General features: G+C 66.0%; 20 protein-coding genes. 12 read left to right on the forward strand and 8 right to left on the reverse strand.

Features of this window, described 5'->3' with window-relative positions; all coding sequences use genetic code 11:
• The first annotated feature begins 6 nt into the window (after positions 1-6).
• Together ACVT6V_RS06815 and ACVT6V_RS06820 are read left to right on the forward strand one after the other, a co-directional pair.
• The gene (locus tag ACVT6V_RS06815) at positions 7-987 is read left to right on the forward strand and encodes an ornithine cyclodeaminase family protein (protein WP_489899038.1); all 981 of its coding nucleotides are present in this window, start codon (positions 7-9) and stop codon (positions 985-987) included.
• Positions 984-1,439 (forward strand): nucleoside deaminase, encoded by a 456-nt coding sequence (locus ACVT6V_RS06820; RefSeq protein ID WP_489899039.1) that lies wholly within the window; start codon positions 984-986, stop codon positions 1,437-1,439. Before ACVT6V_RS06815 ends, ACVT6V_RS06820 begins: the two co-directional genes overlap by 4 nt.
• A gap of 9 nt (positions 1,440-1,448) precedes the next feature.
• Here the strand turns inward: ACVT6V_RS06820 and ACVT6V_RS06825 are convergent, their stop codons facing one another.
• The gene (locus tag ACVT6V_RS06825) at positions 1,449-2,207 is read right to left on the reverse strand and encodes a metallophosphoesterase (protein WP_489899040.1); all 759 of its coding nucleotides are present in this window, start codon (positions 2,205-2,207) and stop codon (positions 1,449-1,451) included.
• Between the two features lie 137 nt (positions 2,208-2,344).
• Here ACVT6V_RS06825 and ACVT6V_RS06830 point away from each other — a divergent pair, with 137 nt between their 5' ends.
• Positions 2,345-3,196, forward strand: a complete 852-nt coding sequence (locus ACVT6V_RS06830; protein ID WP_489899041.1) for an SDR family NAD(P)-dependent oxidoreductase — start codon at positions 2,345-2,347, stop codon at positions 3,194-3,196.
• Positions 3,197-3,202: 6 nt separating this feature from the next.
• Here ACVT6V_RS06830 and ACVT6V_RS06835 read toward each other — a convergent pair whose 3' ends face one another.
• Both ACVT6V_RS06835 and ACVT6V_RS06840 read right to left on the reverse strand, forming a co-directional pair.
• A complete protein-coding gene (locus ACVT6V_RS06835) occupies positions 3,203-3,958 on the reverse strand; it encodes a dienelactone hydrolase family protein (protein ID WP_489899042.1) in 756 nt (251 codons plus the stop codon).
• A 17-nt stretch (positions 3,959-3,975) separates the two neighbouring features.
• Entirely contained in the window at positions 3,976-6,366 is a 2,391-nt protein-coding gene (locus ACVT6V_RS06840; protein WP_489899043.1) for an ATP-dependent DNA ligase, read from the reverse strand.
• Between the two features lie 72 nt (positions 6,367-6,438).
• On the opposite strand from ACVT6V_RS06840, the gene ku reads away from it, so the two are divergent.
• Both ku and ACVT6V_RS06850 read left to right on the forward strand, forming a co-directional pair.
• Positions 6,439-7,419: a non-homologous end joining protein Ku gene (ku, locus tag ACVT6V_RS06845; RefSeq protein ID WP_489899044.1), complete on the forward strand. Its 981-nt coding sequence runs from the start codon at positions 6,439-6,441 to the stop codon at positions 7,417-7,419.
• A gap of 544 nt (positions 7,420-7,963) precedes the next feature.
• Positions 7,964-9,262: an MFS transporter gene (locus ACVT6V_RS06850; protein ID WP_489899045.1), complete on the forward strand. Its 1,299-nt coding sequence runs from the start codon at positions 7,964-7,966 to the stop codon at positions 9,260-9,262.
• A gap of 146 nt (positions 9,263-9,408) precedes the next feature.
• Here the strand turns inward: ACVT6V_RS06850 and ACVT6V_RS06855 are convergent, their stop codons facing one another.
• Entirely contained in the window at positions 9,409-10,332 is a 924-nt protein-coding gene (locus tag ACVT6V_RS06855) for a LysR family transcriptional regulator ArgP (RefSeq protein WP_489899046.1), read from the reverse strand.
• An 81-nt stretch (positions 10,333-10,413) separates the two neighbouring features.
• Between ACVT6V_RS06855 and ACVT6V_RS06860 the strand changes: the two genes are divergently transcribed.
• Positions 10,414-11,034, forward strand: coding sequence for a LysE/ArgO family amino acid transporter (locus ACVT6V_RS06860; protein ID WP_489899047.1), 621 nt, complete (start codon positions 10,414-10,416; stop codon positions 11,032-11,034).
• A 21-nt stretch (positions 11,035-11,055) separates the two neighbouring features.
• Here the strand turns inward: ACVT6V_RS06860 and ACVT6V_RS06865 are convergent, their stop codons facing one another.
• Together ACVT6V_RS06865 and ACVT6V_RS06870 are read right to left on the reverse strand one after the other, a co-directional pair.
• On the reverse strand, positions 11,056-13,296 hold the full coding sequence (locus ACVT6V_RS06865) for an MMPL family transporter (protein ID WP_489899048.1): 2,241 nt from the start codon (positions 13,294-13,296) through the stop codon (positions 11,056-11,058).
• 134 nt (positions 13,297-13,430) lie between these two features.
• Positions 13,431-14,348, reverse strand: a complete 918-nt coding sequence (locus tag ACVT6V_RS06870) for an oxygenase MpaB family protein (protein ID WP_489899049.1) — start codon at positions 14,346-14,348, stop codon at positions 13,431-13,433.
• A 94-nt stretch (positions 14,349-14,442) separates the two neighbouring features.
• Here ACVT6V_RS06870 and ACVT6V_RS06875 point away from each other — a divergent pair, with 94 nt between their 5' ends.
• From ACVT6V_RS06875 to ACVT6V_RS06895, 5 genes are all read left to right on the forward strand, one after another.
• The gene (locus ACVT6V_RS06875) at positions 14,443-15,123 is read left to right on the forward strand and encodes a TetR/AcrR family transcriptional regulator (protein WP_489899050.1); all 681 of its coding nucleotides are present in this window, start codon (positions 14,443-14,445) and stop codon (positions 15,121-15,123) included.
• Between the two features lie 57 nt (positions 15,124-15,180).
• Positions 15,181-15,834 (forward strand): TetR/AcrR family transcriptional regulator, encoded by a 654-nt coding sequence (locus ACVT6V_RS06880; RefSeq protein WP_489899051.1) that lies wholly within the window; start codon positions 15,181-15,183, stop codon positions 15,832-15,834.
• Positions 15,835-15,939: 105 nt separating this feature from the next.
• Positions 15,940-17,154 carry an acyl-CoA dehydrogenase family protein gene (locus tag ACVT6V_RS06885; RefSeq protein WP_489899052.1) on the forward strand — a complete coding sequence of 405 codons (1,215 nt, stop codon included), beginning with the start codon at positions 15,940-15,942 and terminating at the stop codon, positions 17,152-17,154.
• Positions 17,151-18,176, forward strand: coding sequence for a phosphotransferase family protein (locus tag ACVT6V_RS06890; protein ID WP_489899053.1), 1,026 nt, complete (start codon positions 17,151-17,153; stop codon positions 18,174-18,176). The genes ACVT6V_RS06885 and ACVT6V_RS06890 overlap by 4 nt, the downstream gene beginning before the upstream one ends.
• Positions 18,169-18,906, forward strand: coding sequence for an SDR family NAD(P)-dependent oxidoreductase (locus ACVT6V_RS06895; RefSeq protein WP_489899054.1), 738 nt, complete (start codon positions 18,169-18,171; stop codon positions 18,904-18,906). Before ACVT6V_RS06890 ends, ACVT6V_RS06895 begins: the two co-directional genes overlap by 8 nt.
• Positions 18,907-19,280: 374 nt before the next feature.
• On the opposite strand, the gene ACVT6V_RS06900 is transcribed toward ACVT6V_RS06895, so the two are convergent.
• Positions 19,281-19,967 carry a histidine phosphatase family protein gene (locus ACVT6V_RS06900; protein ID WP_489899055.1) on the reverse strand — a complete coding sequence of 229 codons (687 nt, stop codon included), beginning with the start codon at positions 19,965-19,967 and terminating at the stop codon, positions 19,281-19,283.
• Between the two features lie 109 nt (positions 19,968-20,076).
• Here ACVT6V_RS06900 and ACVT6V_RS06905 point away from each other — a divergent pair, with 109 nt between their 5' ends.
• Entirely contained in the window at positions 20,077-20,493 is a 417-nt protein-coding gene (locus tag ACVT6V_RS06905; protein WP_489899056.1) for a VOC family protein, read from the forward strand.
• A gap of 28 nt (positions 20,494-20,521) precedes the next feature.
• On the opposite strand, the gene ACVT6V_RS06910 is transcribed toward ACVT6V_RS06905, so the two are convergent.
• Positions 20,522-21,568 carry a sigma-70 family RNA polymerase sigma factor gene (locus ACVT6V_RS06910; protein ID WP_489899057.1) on the reverse strand — a complete coding sequence of 349 codons (1,047 nt, stop codon included), beginning with the start codon at positions 21,566-21,568 and terminating at the stop codon, positions 20,522-20,524.
• Between the last annotated feature and the right edge of the window lie 514 nt (positions 21,569-22,082).

A 22,082-nucleotide genomic window follows, 5' to 3' on the forward strand; every position in this document is an offset into this window, starting at 1 on the left:
CCGTTCATGGCCATCATCCTGACCCACCACGACATAGCCGAGCTGATCGACCGGCCGGCTGTCTACCGCGCGGTCGAACAGGCGCACATCGATCTGTCGACCGGCGACGCGTCCAACCCCGCGCCACAGGTACTTCCGATCGATGCGGGCTCCGTGTTGCCGATGGCAGCGACCGCTCGGCGCCAACGGTGCAGCGCGGTGAAACTGCTGTCGGACATGCCGCTGCACCGTGACGCGGGGCTTGCGGCCCAACGGTCGACCATCCTGCTGGTGTCGGCGGAGACCGGCGAATGTGAGGCGGTGCTCGACGGTCGGCTGATCACCGCCATCCGCACGGCCGCCGCAAGCGCCGTTGCCACGGCCCACCTCGCGCGTGCATCGAGTACATCGCTCGGATTGGTCGGAGCGGGAACGCTCGCCGTCGAGCACACCCGCGCGATCTCCCGCATCCGGGCGATCGAGAAGGTGTTCGTGTGGTCGAGGAGTCAACGAACCATAGACGAATTCCGTCGTCGCACAGAAGATATCGATGTGCAGATCGAGTCGGTGGAATCGCCGCGGCAGGTGGTCGCCGCATCCGACATCGTGTGTACGCTCACGCCGTCACGAGATCCGATCGTCTCGGGTGCGTGGTTCCGGCCGGGTATGCACATCAATGCGGTGGGCGCACCGCCGCGCCCCGACCATCGCGAAATCGACGGGATGGCGATGGGTTCGGCTCGTCTTGTGGTCGACAGCACGCCGACCGCCCTGGCGAAGTCGGGGGACGTGGTGCTCGCCCTGGCCGAGGGGCATCTCGGCACGGGTGACGTCGAGCTGGAGCTGGGCGACGTGATCATCGATGCCGCCAAGGGACGTCGTGACGATGACGATGTGACACTGTTCAATTCCGTCGGCATCGGGCTGCAGGACCTCGTGACCGCCCGCCTGCTGCTGGACGCGGCGCGGGAACGCGGTGTCGGTACGCGAGTGGAGATGGCCGGATGAGCCCGGACGAGCGGTATATCTCGCGGGCCATTGCTCTGGCTCGGGACGCCGCCGGTCACGGTGATCGACCGTTCGGTGCGGTCGTCGTGGCCGCGGACGGAGATGTGCTCGGGGAAGGGCGCAACAGTGCCTCGTCGTCCGGCGACATCACCGCGCACGCCGAGTTGGTCGCCATCCGGGCCGCCATCGACGCGGGTCAGGGAGAGCGTCTCGCAGGTGCGACAGTGTATGCCAGCGGTGAGCCGTGTCCGATGTGCGCCGCTGCGTGCGTGTGGGCCGGGGTCGGCCGGATCGTGTTCGCGGCGTCCACCGCGGCATTCTCGGTCATCCTGCCGGAGGGACCGCATTTCGGACTGGGGTGTGCTGATGTCGTCGGGGCGTCCGACAGCGTGATCGTGGTGCAGGGACCTGTCGCCGAGGATGAGGCGTTGCGGGTGATGGGCGGCGGGTGACGCCGACCCTCAGAACATCACCGAACGAAAATGGGTGATGAGTCGCCAATCGTCCGGGCCACCGTCGAGCCCGTGCAGCATGTGGAAGGCGATGCCCGGCGGCTGCCCGCGGTTGACGATCTCGGTGCCCTCGAAGGGCAGATTGAGAGTGGAGGCGACCCCGGGTGCGACGGCGAGGTGGCGGCCGGCGAACGTGGTGACGGCAGGGGTATGAGCGTGGCCGCACACGAAGCCGACGATGTTGGGGTGCCGGTCCACCAGTGCGGCCAGGCGCTGCTCCTCGGTCTGCCGGATGGAATCCATGAACGGCATGTCCAAGATCACCGGCGGATGGTGGAAGGCGACCACCACCGGCGTCTGCGGACCTGCCGAGACGATCTGCTCCGACATCCACGCCAGCGTCTCGTCGGTGAGGTACCCGTCGTTGCGCCCTGGGATGGAACTGTCGCAGACGACGAACAGCACTCCGTTGATGATCTCGGCGCTGTTGATCGGATCGCTGCCGGGCTTTCCCAACAGGCCGGCGTTGAATCGTTCGCGGTGGTCGTGGTTGCCGGCGGTGATCATCATGGGCAGCGGACTGTAGAGGACACCGAAGGCCTCACGGTATTCGGACTCGGTACCCTCGTCGGTGATGTCACCGGTCACCAGCAGCGCGTCGATGCCGTGCGCCCGCGCATGAATGTAGTCCAGCGTCGCTTCGATCCGGCGGCGGCTGTACCGCGTGCCGTTGAAATGCAGGTCGCTGATGTGGGCGACGACGAACACACACGCTCCTTGATCACTGACTGATCTGAGGCTAGTCAAGCGACACGGTATCGGCGCGCCGAGGGGCACCGATGGTGATCCGCGTGGGCGCAACGTCGTTGGTTGACACGCATCACCGTGCGTGTCAGGTTTGGCGAATGAAACGTGTTCTACCCCGCATTGCGTCGGATCGCTTCGCGGGTCATACCGCGATCGTGACCGGTGGTGGATCCGGTATCGGCGCGGCGCTCACCCGGGCGTTGGTCGAGGTCGGCGCGGACGTGGTCTGCACTGACCTCGATGTCGATGCGGCGGGTCGGGTCGCCGCCGAACTGGCCGACGGTCGGGGGACGGTGCGCGCCGCGGCCCTCGACGTGACCGACGGCGAGGCCGTGCGCGCGACGGTCGATGCCGTGGTCAGCGACCGCGGACGCCTCGATCTGATGTTCAACAACGCGGGTATCGCGCTGGGCGGCAACACCGAATTACTCACCGCCCGACAGTGGGACTCCATCATCGACGTGAACATCCGCGGTGTGGTGCACGGGGTCACCGCGGCGTATCCGCACATGATCCGGCAAGGTTCCGGACACATCATCAACACGGCGTCGATGGCGGGTCTGGCCGCGGCGGGTCTCCTCACGAGCTACGTGATGACCAAACACGCCGTCGTCGGGTTGACGTTGGCATTGCGATCGGAGGCCGCCGCCCACGGCGTCGGTGTCACCGCGCTGTGTCCGGCTGCCGTCGAGACGCCCCTGCTCGACGGCGAAGGGGTCGGCGGTTTCACCGGCCGTTCGTATTATCTGTCGGGGCAGGGCGTGCGGACGGCCTACGGCCCCGACCGCCTGGCGGCCGAGGCGCTCGAGGCCGTCGACCGCAACAAGGCGTTGCTCGTCGTCCCGGCCCAGGCGCGATTCGCGTGGCGGTTCTCGCGGTTCGCACCCGGACTCATGCAGGCGGTGACGACGAGGTTCGTCGAGCGGCAGCGGGTCGCGCAGGGTCTGTAGTCGCGCTCAGTGCAGGGTGCGCTTGAACAGCGCTTCGAGTTCCTCGAAGTGGCGTTCGGTCGCCTCCGGATGGAAGACCGCGGTGTCGGCCATCGTGTACCCGTGCAAGGCGCCCGGGAACACCGACGCCGAATGGGTCACGCCACACGAGGTCAACGCGTGCTCGAACACCGCAACCGCCTCCGGCGGCAGGAAACGGTCCTGGTCGGCGTGGATTGCCACGACGTCGGCGCGAACGTCCGGCAGGCGACGATGAGGACTGTCGGGATCGTCGGTGACCAGTCCGCCGGTGTGGAACATGCCGACAGCGCCGACCACGTCGGGGCGAGTCGCCGCGGCCAGCAGCGCGAGTCGACCGCCCATGCAGTAGCCGGTCACGCCGACGTCACCCTTCCCGACGCCGTCGAGCCCGCGCAACGTGTCCAGGTAGGTCGACAAGTCCGTCGTGGCCAGGTCATCGGTGAGGGCCTTCACCCGGGGCATCGCTTCGGCGAAGAAGGCACCACGACTGTCCGGATCGGTGAGGTCGACGGTCGGCTCGAGCTCGGTGGCGGTGCCGTTGCGATAGAACACGTTGGGTGCCATCACGACGTAGCCCCACGAGGCGATCCGGTCGGCCATCCTCTTGGTCTGTGGCCGTAGGCCGATCGCGTCCATGATGAACAGCACGCCCGGGAGCGGACCGGAAGCGTCGTCGGGTCTGGTGACGTAGGCCTCCGCGACCCCGTCTGCGGTGTCGATGCTGATCATCTCGTCGGTCACAGTGCACTACCTCTCTCTCACAGGTCGCCGGGAAGTTTGTCCCGGCGGATTCCGCGCCAACTCGGGTGGCGGAGGTGCCCGGTACTGGTCCAGTCCATGAATCTGACCTCGCCCACGATCTTCGGCAGCACCCAGATCGCACTCGACGCGACCGGACGGTCGAGCTTGTCGACGAAGGGACAGCGGTTGATGCGCAGCGGTTCGAGTTCGGCTGCCAGTGAACGTAACTGGGCGTCGCTGAATCCCGTCCCCACCCGGCCGACGTATCGGAGCCCGGTTTCCTCGGGCAGGCCGAGCAGTAGCGATCCGATGGTGTCCGAACGGTTTCCGCGACCCGGTCGGTATCCGCCGACGACGACCTCGATGTCGCTCCAGTTCTTGTGCTTGAGCCATTTCGTGGTGCGGCGGCCCTGTTGGTATGTCGACGAACGACGTTTCGCGACAACGCCTTCCCAACCCTGCTCGCGGCTCTGTTCGATTGCTGCGCGGCCCGGGCCTGGTAGCAGCGCGGGTACCTCCGCGAATGGGGAGCCCGAGAAGGCCGGCGCGAGTTCCTCGAGCAGTTCGCGTCGCTGCGACCACGGCCGCCGCAGCAGCGATGTCCCGTTCAGATACAGCATGTCGAAGACATAGAGCTTGAGAGTGAGGTCCTCATCGCTGTTCTTGCGCGCGGAGAGCAAGGTGAAATTGGTGCGGCCACTGGCATCGAGGGCCACCACCTCGCCGTCGAGGACGACGTCGATCAGCCCGAGGTCGTCGGCGATGGCACGCAGCTCCGGGAAATCGGCGGTCATGTCGATTCCCGAGCGCGACGTCAGACGGAAATCGCCATCGATGTAGCGCAACAGGATTCGATAGCCGTCCCACTTGCCCTCGAAGGCCCAGTCGCGTCCGTCGAGGTTCTCGATCGACTCATCGGTCGCCAGCATCGGTCGAGGATCGCGCAGACTGTCGGGCAGAATCGGGCGCGGCTCGTCGCTCATGAGATGGGCGAGCCAGTTCTTGTCGCCCGTCTTGATCAATGCGTAGCGGCCTTGCACGCGTTCGCCGTGAAGCCGGACGATCACCTCGTTGTCGCGCCATTTCTCCGTCTCGTACGTGCCGCGATCCCAGATCTCTACGTGTCCTCCGCCGTACTCGCCCGCCGGGATGTCGCCGGAGAAGTCGGCGTAATCCATCGGGTGATCCTCGGTGTGGACGGCGAGCCGGTTCTGGTCCGGGTCGTCGGGCAGATTCTTGGGGACGGCCCACGACACGAGGACACCGTCACGTTCGAGCCGGAAGTCGTAGTGCAACCGGCGGGCGTGGTGTTCTTGGATGACGAAGATGGGGTCGGTCTGCTCCTCGTCGGCGCGTTGCCGGTCACGATGGGCGTCGTCGCCGAAGGGTTCCGGGGTCTTGGCGGAATCGCGCTTGCGGCGGTATTCGCCGAGACTGACGACAGGGTTACCGGTCACCTCGATCAACTCGCGAGCCGACGGCGCGGCCTCGTCGTCGAGCTCGCCCTCGTCACCGTCGGTGGTGGCGAGGTGATGCGGGGCATCCAGGCCCGACAGCAGATCTCCGTCAGCGTCGACACGGTCGAGGACCTCGTGGAACAGGAGCTGTCCGATGTCGGGGTCGGCGAGTTCCTCCCAGCTACGCGGCGCGGCCACCCAGGGTTGCTCACGACCTCGCATCGAGTACGGAGCGAGCGTCGTCTTCGATCCGCTGTTCTGGCTCCAGTCGATGAAGACCTTGCCGCTGCGCACGGCCTTGGCCATCGTCGCGGTGATGGTGTCGGGGTGCGATGAGGCCAGGCTGGTGGCGATCTGTTTCGCCACGGTCCGGGCCGCCTCGGGTGACACGGGCCGGTCGAAGCGGGCGTACATGTGAAGTCCCTTGCCGCCGCTGGTGACCGGGTAGGAGGTCAGTCCCGCCGCCGACAACATGTCCCGGATCATCAGTGCCACCTCGGCACACTGCGACAGGGGGACGTCGGGGCCGGGGTCGAGGTCGAGGACCAGGCGGTCGGCCTTGGGTCGGGTGGCTTCGTGCTCGGGCACCCGCCATTGCGGGGTGTGCAATTCGAGCGCCGCCATCTGCCCGAACCACACGAGGTCGGCGCGCGAGGTGGCGAGCGGGTAGGTGATCACTCGTTTGCTGTGCTGTTCACCGAACCGTGCGAGCCAATCGGGTGCCGACGATGGCAGGTCCTTCTCGAAGAACGGCATCGACTCCACACCGTTGGGCCATCGCTTGCGGGTGACCGGGCGCCCCGCCAGATGCGGCAGCATGACATCGGCGATGCGGGTGTAGTAGTCGATGACCTCGTACTTCCGCGTGCCGGCGGCCGGGTAGAGCACTTTGTCGAGATTGGTGATCGGGATGCGACGACCGTCCACGTCGAGGCTCTCACCACCACCCATGACGACCATTGTCCACGGTGTGTGCCGCATTGTGTGCCGAGGATTTCCCAAACCGGTGGCACAATGAACGCCATGCGCTCGATCTGGAAGGGCGATCTGAGCTTTGGCCTGGTCAACGTGCCGGTCAAGGTGTACTCGGCGACGGAAAGTCACGACCGGAAGTCCTTTCAGGTCGACTCGAAGGACGGGACACGCATTCGCTATCGGCGTGTCCGCGAGGGCACCGACACCGAGGTGGACTACGCCGACATCGCCAACGCCTACGAAACCGACTCCGGCGAGACGGTGATTCTCACCAAGGAGGATCTCGCGACGCTGCCGGTGCACAAGAGTCCGGAGATCTCGATCCTGGAGTTCGTGCCAACCGAACAGGTCGATCCGATCTACTTCGACAAGCCCTATTACCTGGAGCCGGCATCGAAGTCGCCCAAGGCGTACACGCTGATGGCGCAGGCATTGGAGAAGACCGACCGCCTGGCCATTGCGACCTTCACACTGCGGAACCGGACCCGCCTTGCCGCGCTGCGGGTGGTCGACGGTGTGATGACCTTGCAGACGCTGCTCTGGCCCGACGAGGTGCGTGCTGCGGACTTCGGCTTCCTCGGCGAAGAGACGGAGATCCGTCCCCAAGAGCTCGACATGGCGGCCTCGCTGATCGAGACCATGGCCAAGGATTTTGACCCGTCTGAATTCGAGGACACCTATCAGAACGAGCTGTCCAAGCTCGTCGAGGCGAAAGCCGAAGGCGCCGAGGCGTTCCCGGAAAGTGACGAAGAACCGGCCGAGGACGAGGACTCCGAGGTCGCCGACCTGCTGGCCGCGTTGCGCGCGTCGGTGAAAGACAAGGGTGGGTCGAGCGATTCCGCCGGGAAGTCCGACGACGCCGAGGAATCCGAGTCGGCGAAGAAGACCACCGCCAAGAAAGCCCCCGCCAAGAAGGCTCCGGCGAAGAAGGCCGCTGCCAAGAAGACGGCGGCCAAGAAGTCGGCGTCCAAGTCCACCGCGGCCAAGAAGACCACCGCCAAGAAGTCGGCGGCGAAGAAGTCGGCGTAGGGATCAGTACGGTTCCCGAGCCGCGGTCCACTCGGTCCCTGAGGAGCGTCGCGAGGAGCGAGCGAAGCGTCCCCACTCGGTCTCTGAGGAGCCTCGCGAGGAACGAGCGATGCGTCACCACTCGGTCCCTGAGGAGCCTCGCGAGGAACGAGCGATGCGTCACCACTCGGTCCCTGAGGAGCCTCGCGAGGAACGAGCGATGCGTCACCACCCGCTCCCTGAGGAGCCTCGCGAGGAACGAGCGAGGCGTCACGAAGGGCGACCCTTCGTGACGATCCTCCGCTAGCGCTCCGGATCTCCTCAGGGATCGGGGTGGCCATCCCGCTGGCGCTCCGGATCTCCTCAGGGATCGGGGTGGCCATCCCGCTGGCGCTCCGGATCTCCTCAGGGATCGGGGTGGCCATCCCGCTGTGCTCCGGATCGTGGAGGATCGCGCTTGGCACTCCTCACGCTGCTCAGCCTGGGGCTCGACGCGACTCGACCACCAGCGGGCCGCCGGAAAAATCAGTGGCCGATACCAGAGGACATGCGAGAAACTCGTACCGTGAGCATGTCGGTCGATACCCGCCTGCCCGCGGCGTTGAAACCGTTTGCGCTGCGGCAGTACCGTTTGCTCGCAATCGGATTGGTGCTGGCGATGTTCGCCGATGGTGTGTGGACCGTCGGCGTGGTCTGGCAGGTCATCCAGATGGGCGGTGGCCCTGGGCAACTGTCGATGGTCACCGGCGTTGCTGCGGTGGGCATGGTGATCTCCACCCTCGGTGGGGGAGTCCTGGCCGACCGCGTCTCGCAACGGCGCATCATGATCGGACTCGAGATCGTCAAGCTCCTCGCGTTCGCTGTCGTCGGCGTCGCCGGCATGCTCGGCATGCTGAATCAGCCGACACTGCTCGTCGCCTCGCTGCTCGGTGGCATCACCATGGGCATGTACTACCCGGCCTACTCGGCATTGCTACCCAGTGTGGTGGAGGCCGCTCAATTGCAGGCGGCCAACGGAATCGAGGGCTTTCTGCGGCCGGTGATATTCCAGGCGTTCGGTCCGATGGTGGCGGGCGGGGTCATCTCGATCGCCTCCCCGGCCATGGCGATCGTGCTCGCAGGATTCGCCAGTGCGGCGTCGGCGCTCACCTATCTCGCGATGCAGCCGGTTGCGGTTCGCCGTGAGGCGACACCGTCGGGGCATCCCGTTCGTGATGTCCTCACCGACATCGCAGAGGGGTTCGCGTACATGTGGCGAACGCCGTGGCTGTGGGCGACGTTGTTCTTCGCCTGCATCCTGGTCCTCGCCGTCATGGGGCCCATCGAGGTGTTGGTGCCGTTCGCATTGCAGGAACGTGCGCACGGGGGCGCCGGCGATCACAGCCTCGTGCTGGCCGGATTCGGGCTCGGCGCAGCGTCGGCGTCGTTGGTGTTCGCATCGATCCCCATGCCGCGGCGGTATCTCAGCGTCATGTTCGGGATCTGGGGCTTCTCCAGCGTTCCGCTGGTCTTCATGGGTCTTGCCGAGAGCACCTGGATGTTCGTGGTCGCGGGTTTCCTGATGGGAGTGATGTTCGACGGCCCGATGGTCCTGTGGGGCACTCTCCTACAGCGTCGCGTGCCGCCCGCACTGCTCGGGCGGGTGGCGAGTCTCGACTTCTTCGTCTCGGTGGCGCTGATGCCGGTGTCGATGGCACTCGCCGCACCGGTGAGTCATGCCATCGGACTGTCGGCGACATTCGTGCTGGCCGGGTTGCTGCCGGTGCCGGTCGCCGGATGCTTCTACCTCGCCGCACGTCTGTGGCGCGACGAGACCGAGCATCCGCTGCGGTTGGAGATGCACGAAGTTGCGCCGCTGCGCTGAACCGGGGGAGTGCGGCGGCGCACCGCATCTCGGGCTCAGGGCGTGAGGACGACGAAGTCGGTGCTGTGTATTTTGCTGATGCGGCACCCCATCGCTCCGGCACACCCATTCGGTCACCAAGGTGCTCGACGAACTTGTCGGCGGTATCAGGACCAGTGCGGTGCTGTAGGTGTGGGCACCAGATGCTCGGCGGCCGCTGCGACCGTCAGTTCGGTCAACGAAGCGAGAAGCGGTGAACTGAGTTTCCAGTACTGCCAGAACAGTGGCACGTCGACGTGATCGTCCACGATCGGTGTCACGCGGCCGGCGTGCAGGGCGTCGGATATCTGGACTTCGGGCACAGCGCCCCAACCGATCCCGAGTTCGATCGCCCGATGGAACTCGGTCGATGCCGGGATGTAGCTGATCGGCGGCGACACCGGCCTGTCGGCGAGTCGGGTCAGCACGTTGCGTTGGATGTAGTCGTTGCGGTCGAACAACACCATGGGGGCGTTGGACAGTGCTTCCGGCGACGGCCCATCGGGCATCCAGCGTTCGATGAACTCGGGCGTGGCGACCGGCAGATAGCGCATGGCGCCGAGCGCGCGGGTGGTACACCCACGAACGCCGAGAGGGTCAGAGGTGATGGCGCCCAGTACTTCTCCCGACTGCAAGAAGCGGCTGTTCTGACTCTCGTCGTCGCGCAGCACTTCGATGGCCACCGGATACTCGGCATGCATCCGCGCCAGCACCGGCAGGAACCACGTGGCCAGTGAGTCGGCATTGGCGGCGATCGGCAGATGAATCCGCGAACGATCGGCGTCGCTGGTCCCTCCGCCGAGTAGTTCGGCACGTGCTTCGGCAACCAACAACTCCCATTGTTTGGCGAGTCGAACCAGGGCTTCACCGTCGGGGGTGGCCGTTGCGGGTTTCGTGCGGCGCACCACCACCCTTCCGACCGAGGCCTCCAATGCCTTGATCCGCTGACTCACCGCGGACGGCGTGATGTGCAACGCCGCCGCGGCCGCGTCGAACGTGCCTTCCCGGAGCACGGCCGACAGGGTCTGCAGACCTTCTTGGCTGATCTCCACCCAGTGATCTTAAGTTCTTCTGATGATTCATGAAAAACATTCGCTGGATTGTTGGCGAGGTCGTCTTTAACGTCTGTGGACATGACGACGTATGTGCTCGCGGCGATCGCGGGTTTGCTGACCGGTGCCGGTCTGATCATCGCTATCGGCCCACAGAATGTGTTCGTGCTCCGACAAGGAGTGGCACGAGCCCATGTGGTGCCGGTCGTCGTGGTGTGCGCGGTCTCCGACGTCATCTTGATCATCGCCGGCGTCGCCGGCCTGGGTGCGCTGGTCGCCGCGCATCCGGCCGTGGTGACCGTCGCGAAAGTCCTCGGGGGCGGATACGTGATCGTGCTGGGGTTGATGGCTGCCCGGCGCTGCCTGCGCAGCAACGAGGCGATCGTCACCAACCCCGGTGAGGCCTCCACGGCGACCCGCTGGGCGGCGATCGGGATGACGCTCGCGCTGACCTGGCTGAATCCGCACGTCTACCTCGACACCGTGCTCACCATGGGCGCGATCGCCAACAGTCACGGCAGCGCCAAATGGGCGTTCGCCATCGGCGCCTGCATCGCGAGCCTGCTCTGGTTCGCGTCGCTCGGAGGTGGCGCCAGCAAGTTGTCCCGATTCTTCGCCTCACCCCGCGCGTGGCGCGTGCTCGACGCGATCGTCGCGGTCGTGATGCTGGCGATGGGCACGATGCTGATCGCGTCGGTCTGATCGGCCGATCTCACACAGCGTTCAGACCCGGCTGGTCTCCGACTCCCACAGATCAGGGTCGACCTCGTTCTCGATCGGGATCTCGCGGATCGCGGTGCCCTCGACGTCGACGTTGGGCAGGATGCGGTCGAGCCACTTCGGAAGCTTCCACGCGGCGTCGCCGAGCAGGGTGATGATCGCCGGCACGACCACCATTCGGACGATGAAGGCGTCGAAGAACACCGCTGCGGCCAGAGCGAAGCCCATCATCTTGGCGGTGGTGTCCGGGGCGAGCATAAAGGCTGAGAACACCGAGATCATGATGACCGCAGCGGACGCGACCACCCGGGCGCCGTGCTGGTAGCCGATGATCACCGAGTCCTTGGCGGAGACGCCGTGTACGTATTCCTCGCGCATTCGGGTCACCAGGAACACCTGGTAGTCCATCGCCAGCCCGAAGACCACTCCCACCAGGAATATCGGCATGAAGGAGATGATCGGTTTCGTGTGGTCGATCAGGCCGAAATCGCCCTCCTGGAAGATCGCGACGGTTGCACCGAATGTCGCGCACACGGAGAACAAGAATCCGATCGTGGCGATCAGCGGCACGAGCAACGACCGGAAGACGATGGTCAGGATGATGAACGCCAGCCCGACAACGACGATGAGGAACGGAATCAGCGCCGAACTCAACTTCGACGAGATGTCGGACATGATCGCGGTCTGACCGCCGACGTTGACTGTCGCCCCGTCCGGACTCGTCGCGGCATAGTCGCGGATCTGCTCCATCAGCGCGTGCGTCTCCGGGCCGCTCGGGGACTGCTCCGGAGTGACCGAGATCAGCGCGGCACTCGCACCGGCCTGAGGATTCGCCCGATCAGGACCGTTGCCGATCCAGGTGATCTGCGTCGGGTTGGCGACGTTGTCGAGGGTCTTGACGTGAGCGACGACATCGTTGGCCGCGCCGGCGACGTCGCCGCCGTTTGCATCGCTGACCACCACCAGCAGCGGACCGTTCACACCCTCGCCGAACCCACGCTGCAGAAGCTGGGTCGCGGCATACTCGCTGTCGGTCGTCGACGACATGCCCAGTTCCATCTTGGTCATCGGAATCGCTGCGATGGCGAGCAACACCAAGCCGACGATCGCGACGGGCAACGGGTAGCGCGTGATGAACCGTGCGACCCGAAGACCGTTGGAGGGTTGTGTGTCCGGCTCGTCGCCGTGCCGGATGCCCGGAATCCGCGGACTGAACGCGAATCGGCCGAAGGCACCCAGCAGGGCCGGGATCAGCGTGATCGCGCCCAGAACCGCGATGAACACGGCGACCGCGGCAGCGATACCCATCTGCGTGATGAACGGGATGCCCACCACGCCCAGTCCCGCGACCGCGATCATCACGGTCAGCCCGGCGAACACGACCGCCGACCCCGCGGTGCCGACGGCCCGCCCGACGGCCGCCTCACGGTTGCCGTCCAGGTTCAGTTCGGACCGGTATCGGGACACGATGAACAGTGCATAGTCGATCGACACCGCGATACCGAGCATCGTGATGATCGTGGTCGCGCTCTGCTGGACGTCGATGATCTTGGCGCTCAACGTGACCAGAAGAATGGTGATGCCGACGCCGAGGATGCCGGTGATGATGGGGATGAAGGCGGCGATCAACGCGCCGAACGCCACGATCATGATCACGAAGGCGACCGCGAAGCCCAACAGTTCGGACACACCGCCCTGCTCGAAGACCTGCATCAGCGAGCCGGTGCCCTCGACTTCGAGTCCGTTGCCTCGGAACTCGGCGAGGAGATCTTTGAACTGATCCATCTCCGCGGCCGTCAGATCCTGGCGGGGGATGTCCTGGTGGATCTGGATCAGGCCGACTTTTCCGTCGTCACCGAGAACCGCCGACGCGATCGCCGGGTTGGCTTGCGCCGCCGTGACGGGGTTGACGATCGTTTGCGGCTCCAGCACCTTCGGGAGCGTGCGAGCCTTGGCGACCAGAGCGTCGATCTGGTCCGTGTGGTTCGCCAAGCCGTCGTCGGCGGCGACCACGATGCTCGTCGATGCCTCGAGTTGTTGTTCGTTGATCGCAGGGAAGTCGGACTTCATCACCGACATGGCGCGATCGGAGTCGGTACCCGGGAGTTCGAAATCCGTGGAGAACTTCGGTGCCACGGCCCCGACGATCGCACCGAGGGCGATCACTATCGCGAGCCAACAACCGACGAACCACCACTTGTGCCGGAACGCGAATCGTCCGAGCCGGTACAACCACAACGCCACGGCAACCTCCCCTTGAGTGTGTGAACCAGGGTAGTCGCGCGAACGGACCGGGCGATGTGACCGCGAGCACAGGAATGCCCGCGGATTTCGTGGCAGTGACCGGCAGCGATGGCGTGCCGGTCACTGCACGGGGATCAGACCAGCGGCCGACCCGTCCGGATGCGCCACCGGACGTCCCACAGCAGCACGTTGAAGGGGAACTCGCGCAATGGTTTCGGCAGACGGTCGCAGATCGCCTTGGCCAGAGTGTTGTGTGCGTCGAAGAGTCGGCGCTGCCACGGCGTGAACTCGAGACCCATCTTGTCGCGGAAGTTCTCCGGCAGGAAGCCGATGGTGAGCAGCTCGAACCACCAGCCGAAAATGGTGCTGACCCACCGGGGCAGGAACTCGGCGCGGGTGATGGACATGAGGTGCTCACGGATGATCGGGTCGATCTCGAAGGTCTCGACCGTCTCGTTCCAGTAGGTCTCGAACTCGGCCCGCGTCGCCGGCCACATCTCGCGCGGCACCTGCAATGTGGTGCCCAGCACCGCACCGTTCTGGTAGGCCTCCTCGGTGATGTCTGCGGGGTCGCCGTAGATGCGCTGCATGTCTTCCCACCCCTTGTAGAGGCAGGCGGCGACCCACAGCTGCAGTTGCGGATCGAAGGCGTTGTACTTCACCGGGCTGGTCTCGGTGGACCGAACCTTGGCGTGGGCCTTGCCGACCGCATGGCGATAGGTCTTGCGATCCTTCGGGCTGCCCATCATCGCGACCGCGAGATAGCTCAGCGTTGTGCGAGTCCGCTTGACGGGATGCTTGAACAGGTTGCCGGTGTCGACGCGGCTCTCGTAGACGCCATAGCCGACGGCGGGCATCGCGAGTTGCATGATGACGTTGGCGGGTCCGGCGAGCGTGGAGATGCCCTTCATCTCGTTCATGCGCGTCGGCAGAGCGTCGAGTTCCCCCCGGGTCATCCTCGCCTTCGGCGGTAGGTACTCGGTATCGGGCTCGACGGCGGTGAATGCCGGCGGCAGATCGATGTCGTCGTAGATGATGGGCTCGGTGCTCATCGTGACCCCCTTGACTCGCCAGAACCAAATTCTGACAACAGACGTTTTCTCTTACATTCAACGATGTCAAGATCATCGATGTCAAGATAGGTGGGTGGCGAGCACGGACAGTGAGACCTCGGTGACCAAGTCCGTCGGCGGCACCACCGTCGGTGACAACCTGCGTGCCTACGGGGGCGAGGACGGCGAGAGTCGGGTGGCTCGTCGGCGGGCGACGCTGATCGACGCTGCCCTGGAACTGTTGGGAGCCTCGGACGGTGGGTCGGTGACGGTCCGCGGAGTGTGCCGGGAGGCCGGACTGACCACGCGCTACTTCTACGAGAGCTTCGACTCGATCGAGGCGCTGGTGGGTGCGACGTTCGACGAGGTCATCGCCGAGATCTCGGCCGACGGCCTGGCCGCGTTCGCGGCCGGCGACGACGTCGAAGGCAAGGTCACCGCCGCGATCGGCGCCATCGTCCGCATCATCGACGAGGACCGCCGCAAAGGCAGGCTGCTGTTCTCGCAGTCCCTGCTGAGTCCGACGATCGCCGAGAAGCGGATGGAATCCACCGCGCTGTTCGCCGGGCTGACACTGCAGTCGGCGTCCGGGGTCATCGAGGTTCGGTCCGGTCCGAAGAGTGTCGCGGCGGCGCAGTTCCAGGTGGGCGGCCTCGCCCGGGTGCTCGGTGCGTGGCTCGAAGGGCACCTCGACCTGGACCGTGCCGGGGTGGTCGATGTCAGCGTGGGGCTGCTGATGGCACTCGCCGACGGTGTCGCCCGCTTTGCCGACTAGGCGTGCCCCGATGCTCCGATGGCGGACCGGTGGATGGCAACGACTATGTTGGAAGCCATGAGTAGTGGGGCCGGCGACACGGATGTCCGTCCAGAGTCCCTCGGCGAATGGCGAGACTACGGCGAGGCCGAGCTGCCCGTTCCGTTGGCGGCAGCGCTTGCCGCATTTGCCGAGCATGGCTATCACGGGACGTCGGTGCGGGAGATCGCCGCGCGGGCGAACCTGTCGGTGCCAGGTCTCTACCACCACTACCCGTCCAAGCAATCACTGTTGCAGGGGCTGCTCGAACGCACCATGACCGACCTGCTGCACCGCTCGGAGATGGCCATCGCCGAGGCTGGTGATCAGCCCGTCGACCAGTTCGACGCGGTCGTCGAGTCGTTGCTGCGTTTCCACATGTATCGGCGTGAACAGGCGTTTGTCGGCTCGACGGAGATCCGCAGCCTCGATGACAGCTACAAGCAGACCTACATCGGTCACCGCGACAGGCAGCAACGCATGGTCGACGAGATCGTCTTCGCCGGCGTCGCGGCCGGGGACTTCGCCACGCGCTATCCCAAGGACGCCTCGCGTGCGGTGGCGACGATGTGTGTCGGCGTCTCCACCTGGTTCAAGCTCGAGGGTGAACTCGGCGCGGACGAGTTGATCGCCCGGAATCTGCAGCTCGCCCGCGACACCGTGGGCTATCGGCCGGCCACTGTCGCCGACTGAGCGCATCGCCGCCATCGGCGCCTGGACTTGACCATCGAGGTCGCAGCTGGCATCGTGACGGTCGCCGAACGATCGCTCGGTCGGCGAACCTGATGAGGAGATGCGATGCCCGTGAATCTGCGATACGACCCCGAGGTCTCGGAGGTCGTCGACAAGACGAGCCGGTTCGTGCGCGAGTACGTCCTGCCGATCGAGGATGAGCACGGGGGAGACATCAACGCCGCCGGCGGTGACGAACTCCGGCGTGAGATGAATGCGAAGGCGAAGGCCGAAGGAATCTTCGCGCCGCACGCGCCGATCGAGTTCGGTGGTCTCGGACTGAACATGTCCGACCGGGTGCCCGTGTTCGCAGCCGCCGGCTACTCGACCTTCGGCCCGATCGCCCTGCACATCGGAGCCCCCGACGAGGGCAACGTGCACATGCTCGCCCATATCGCCAGCGATGAGCAGAAGCACAAGTATCTGGCCCCGCTGGCCGCCGGTGATGTCCGTTCGGCATTCGCGATGACCGAACCCTCACCCGGTGCCGGGTCGGACCCCAACGCGCTGAGCACCCTCGCGACAAAGGTCGATGGTGGCTGGAAGATCAACGGGGAGAAGCGATTCATCACGGGCGCGGAAGGCGCGGGATTCTTCATCATCATGGCCCGCACCGCGGGCTCGCCCGGTGACCGCGGCGGCGCGACGATGTTTCTCGCCCCCGCCGACACCCCCGGCATATCGGTGGACCGCCACATCGTGACCACCGATCGGTCGATGATCGGCGGGCACTGCGAGGTCAACTTCACCGACGTCTTCGTGCCCGATGAGGACATCCTGGGTGAGGTCGACGAAGGCTACCGATACGCGCAGGTCCGCCTGGGCCCGGCCCGGATGACCCATGTCATGCGGTGGTTCGGTTCGGCGCAGCGCTGCCACGACGTCGCCGTCGACTACGTGGCGCGCCGCGACGGCTTCGGCGGCAAGCTGGGTGACCTCGGCATGATCCAGCAGATGGTCGCGGACAACGAGATCGACCTCGCCGCGAGTATGGCGCTGCTGGTCAAGGCATGCCATGAACTCGATGCCGGCAGCCACGCGTCCAACGAGACATCGATCGCGAAAACCTTTGCGGCCGAGGCCTACACCCGGATCGTTGACCGCAGCATGCAGATGTGTGGCGGGATGGGTGTCTCCGACGACCTCCCGTTGGCGCGGCTGCAGCGTGAACTCCGGCCGTTCCGGATCTACGACGGCCCATCCGAGGTACATCGCTGGGCGATCGCCCGGCGTGCGGTTGGCCGGGCCAAGAAGGCCGCCCAGGCGGAGTCCAACGGATGAGCGACCATCCGGCCCTGAATTCCGCACTGCTGCGCGACTTCCTGGTGAATCGTGGCGTGGCCGTCGTCGGCGATCTGCGCGTGGACCTGATCAGCGGCGGCAAGTCCAACCTGACGTTCAGCGTCCGTGACGACGAAACCCGCTGGGTGGTGCGACGTCCGCCGATGAGTGGGCTGACTCCGTCTGCACACGACATGAACCGGGAGTGGGCGGTGACCAGTGCGCTACAAGCCACCGACGTCCCGGTCGCGACGACCGTGGCGATCGACGCGGACGGCGACGTTCTGGGCGCACCCTTCACGGTGGTGGAGTTCGTCGACGGCCGCGTGGTACGGACCGCGGAAGATCTGTCGGCACTGTCTGATGACGACGTGGCACGCAACCTCGACGGTCTCGTGGAGACATTGGCCCGCCTGCACGAAGTCGACTACCAGGCAGTGGGTCTGGGCGATTTCGGCCGCCCCGAAGGTTTTGCGGCTCGTCAGGTGAAACTGTGGGCCCGGCAGTGGGGCCACGTGAAGACGCGCGAGCTCGACGACGTCGACCGGCTGGTCGCGGAGTTGAGCGATCGGGTGCCGACGCAGGCGCGCAGCACGATCGTGCACGGTGACTACCGGGTCGACAACACAATCCTGTCCGCCGAGGACCCGGGTGTTGTTCGCGCGGTGGTGGATTGGGAGATGTCCACATTGGGCGACCCGATCACCGACGTTGCGTTGATGTGTGTGTATCGGCGTCCTGTGTTCGACCGTGTGGTCGGGTTCGAGGCGGCCTGGACCAGTGACCGCTATCCGTCGGCCGACGAGATCGCGCAGCGATACGCCGTGCGCGCGGGTCAGGATCTCGGCGACTGGGACTTCTACCTGGCGCTGGCGAATCTGAAACTCGGCGTCATCGCCGAGGGCATCACGCATCGGGCGCTGTCCGGGGCGGCGTCGGACGGTGCGGAGCGCGCCGCCGAGTCGACCGGCGATTTCATCGCCGCGGGTTTGACCACGTTGAGGGGGAAGAATCGTGTCTGACAACAAAGTTGCACTGGTCACCGGTGCATCCCGCGGCATCGGTGCGGCGATCGCCGAGCGATTCGCCGCCGACGGCTGGGATCTGACGATCTCCTCGCGTGGCCGGGAGGCGTTGGAGAGCAAGGCGAGTGAACTCGACGAGCTCGGCGCCGGTCGGGTCGAGGTGATTCCCGCTGACATGACCGATGCCGACGCCGTCGAGGCGCTGGCCACCGCTCACCGTGATGCGTTCGGTCGTTGCGATGCGCTCGTCATCAATGCGGGCATGGGTCAGAAGGGTCGCGTCGCGGATCTGCCGGTGCGTCGCTTCGACCGCTTGTATCAGGTCAATGTGCGTGCGCCGTACATCCTTTTGCAGTCGCTGATCCCGACGCTGCGGTCGACCGCGGAGGCCAACGGCGCGGCGAAGGTGATCGCGGTCGCATCGATCACCGGCGTCTATCCGGAGCCGGAACTCTCCGCATACGGCTCCACCAAGGCCGCGCTGATCTCGCTGTGTGAGACGTTCAATCTCGAGGAGTCGGGTAATGGTGTCAGCGCCACGACGATCGCGCCCGGATACGTGGACACCGACATGTCGGACTGGCTCAAGGACGAGATCCCCGGCAGCGAGATGATCACCGTCGCCGACGTGGCGACCATGGCGTACTCGGTCACCCAGCTGTCGCGGTATGCGGTGCTGCCCAACGTGATCCTGACCCGGCCGGGGACGAACCTGCACCGTGCGTGACCGGTGCCCTTCGTGACGCTTCGCTCGTTCCTCGCGAGGCTCCTCAGGGACCGGGTGGCGTTTGCACGCCTGCGGACGCGTGGCTTCCCGGGTGGTGAGGTGGCGTTCGCACGCCTGCGGACGGGTGGCTTTCCGGGTGGTGAGGCGAGGTTCGCTTTTTCGGTGAGTGGGGTGATGCCCGCGAACGGAGTGGCCGACAAACCCGCTCCCTGAGGAGCCCGCGAACGGAGTGGCGGCCAAACCCGCTCCCTGAGGAGCCCGCGAACGGAGTGGCGGCCAACCCCGCTCCCTGAGGAGCCCGCGAACGGGGCGGCCGCCCAACCCGCTCCCTGAGGAGCCCGCGAACGGAGTGAGCGTGCGTCACGAAGGGCGCGTCACCGGAAGGTGGCGACTCCCCCGTCACGGTCGGCGAGGTGGGCGTGCTCGTTGAACGACACCACCGACACTCCGCTGCGGCCGACGAGCAGTTTGGACACCGACGCGTTGACCATCGTCCGCGACAGAGCGGGCCAGGCCAACGGCGGGATCTGCCACAACTGGGCGAGCCACTGGGTGATGGTGCCGGCCGAGGAGACCACCACGACGGTCTGTCCGGAACCGGCCATCGCTGTCGCCCGCTCGGCAGCCGCGGACACACGCTTGGCGAAGTCCGCGTAGGTCTCACCCGTGCCGTGTTCGGTGTTGCCGGAGATCCACTCCGCGAGACCTTGGTCGAGCCGTCGTTGATAGTCGCGCCCGTCCCGGTACTCCTCGGCGCTCGCCGAGCCGACCAAGGCGGGGAGCGCGTACTCGTTCCAGTCGGGGTCGGTCTGGGCGGCCGGGGCGTTGTCGAACTGGCCGAGAACGCCGGTGAGCGTCTGCGACTGGCGGGCCAGATCGCCACTGACCGCAGTGGTCACCCCGTCGGTCAGACTCGCCAGCAGCGCGCCGCTGAGTCGCGCCTGCATGACACCCGTGTCGGTCAGCCCGCCGGGACCGTTGGGAGCCGGGTCGTCGGAATCGTAGATGCCGTACGCGTTCGGGTCCGCTTGTCCGTGCCGGACCAGGTAGATCACGCCCATGACTCACACCCTATGGCGTCGGCGACGTCCGCGATGAGTTCGGGTTGCCCGCACAGTCGGTATTCGTGTGTCCCGCGTGGCGTGGTCGGGCACCGAAGGAGTGTGCGATTTGTCGACGATGATGTTCGTCAATCTGCCCGTGGCCGATGTGGCGAGGTCGCGGGCCTTCTTCACACGGCTGGGTTTCCGGCTCGACGTCATGTTCTGCGACCGCGGCACCCTCTGTCTGGAGATCAACGAGAACTGTCGCGTCGTGCTCCACCGGACGGCGCGGTTCGCCGGTTACGCCGCCGGTGCGGTCGCCGATCCCCACAGCGGAGGGCGGGAGACGTTGGTGGCGGTGTCGGCGTCATCCCGCCGCGAGGTCGACCGATGCGTGGATGCCGCCCTGGCCCACGGCGGAACGGTGCTACGAGACCCCGAGGACCTCGGCTTCATGTACTGCCGAAGCTTCTGCGATCTGGACGGACATGCCTGGGAACTGGTGTGGATGGATCCCACCCAGATCCCCCAGGACGACGACTGACTGATCTCTCGGTACAGACCCGTCCGGGTCAGTGGAATGGGCTCGGCGCCGTGCGCGCCGGCGCCTCATACGGCGTGGCGGGCAGGCCGAACCGCGCGAAGTCCTCTTCCATCGTCGAGCTGAAGAATGCCACCACGTGATCGACCGCGCCGTCGCTGTCGAGCTCGAGTACCTGCAGCTGGAACGGTCGGTGCACCCCGTCGGGCTCCAGCATGTACAGCCCGAACGCAGGTTGCCCGTTCGCCGTGGTGGGCAGCAGGATCTGGTCGCCGTCCTTCTCGGCCGGGCAGTTGCGACGGATCAGGGTGCCGATCGCGTCGGCGCCCTGATACCAACCGGTGAACGGCGGCATCTCCCAGATGGACTTGTCGGTGAACATCTCGACGATGGCGTCGACGTCGTAGCGCTCGAACGCCGAGACGTACTTGGCCAGCAACTCACGCTTCGTGGCGTCGTCGAGCTCGCTCGGAGACTCATCGCGCGCCGGGACGTTCTTGAGCTGTTCGCGTGCGCGCTGGAGCAAGCTGTTCACCGTCGCGGTGGTCACGCCGATGGTGTCGGCCACCTCGGCGGCCTTCCACTGGAGCACGTCCCGCAGGATGAGCACGGCCCGCTGACGTTCGGGCAGATGCTGCAGGGCCGCGATGAAGGCGAGCCGGATGGATTCGCGGGCACCCACCACGAACGCGGGGTCGGCGTCGTCGCCGGGAGCGATCTCGTCGACCGTTCCTGCGAACGGCTCGAGCCACGGGACCTCGTGGTCCTGCAAGAGGTCGTCGGTCGGGTCGTATGCGTCCCCGCCGAGACCGGATGGCAGCGGACGCCGCTGTCGGCTCTGCAATGCCGTGAGGCACGTATTGGTGGCGATCTTGTGCAGCCAGGTGCGGACCGATGCCCGACGATCGAATTTCTCGTAGCCACGCCACGCCCGCAGATAGGTCTCCTGCATGAGGTCCTCGGCGTCGTGGTGGGACCCCATCATGCGGTAACAGTGCGCCAGGATCTCACGCCGAAACGGCTCGGAGACCTGGAGAAACTCTTCGTCGGAGGCGGTGCGGGTGGTCGCGGTGGACATGTGACCAAGGTTACTGGAACGCACCGACAGGTTCAGCCCCGAAAAGGTCGGCGTCATCTATGGAACCGATCCGTGCGTCGGTGCGTCCAAGAAGTACTCGTCGGCCCGGCGATCGTGAGGGGGATCGCCGGGCCGACGACGGTTTCCTCGGTGCCGGCCGTTTGAATCAGCGTGCGCGCAAACCGCGCGAGCGATGCCGCGTCGGCCTATCGTCGCCGGTGAGCGCCCATATCCGCCGCACGCCCAAGGCTGCGGCGCGGGCTCATCACGGGTTGCCACCCCGGTCGATCCGTTGCTAGCTTGATCGTCATGACGAGCCGCCAGCCCTACGTCCCAGAGGTCACGTATGTGACAACTGCTCTGGGCTGTCGGCTGCCGTTTGCCCGCGTCCTGTGTTGTCGCCGAATGCGCTGACCCCAGCATTCGATCCCTCGGGCCGTCGTCGGCCCAGATCTTCCCGCCCATCCGGGTGGCCTGCGCCGCATCAGGCGCGGAGCCGGTCCGGATGTGGCAC

Source organism: Gordonia sp. LMA167 (assembly GCF_058130025.1).